A 267-nucleotide genomic window follows, 5' to 3' on the forward strand; every position below is an offset into this window, starting at 1 on the left:
CCTTCTTGATAAACAAGGTTAAGGGTACGGCTACATCCCTTTCCAATTCTACTAAACGGTTATAAGAAACAACTTTTGGAAACAGATGGCGAAGCTGCTTACATACTTTTTCAAGATAGAAATGTTTAAAGCAGCGATAACCAGAATCGTGGAATAGAATCATTATCAGCATAACTTCTGCCTTTGACATTGTAGAATTTCTATGATATTTCCTTTTTCCTGTAGGTTTTAGAGTATATTTTGCTGTCATTGCATCAAAAAACTTGC

At 34.8% G+C, this 267-nt stretch carries 1 pseudogene; it reads right to left on the reverse strand.

The features are described from left to right. Positions 1-267 (reverse strand): annotated as a pseudogene (locus HMPREF2983_RS14505) (IS982 family transposase); the annotation flags it as partial.

Source organism: Prevotella sp. HMSC077E09, assembly GCF_001814685.1.
Lineage (GTDB): Bacteria > Bacteroidota > Bacteroidia > Bacteroidales > Bacteroidaceae > Prevotella > Prevotella oris.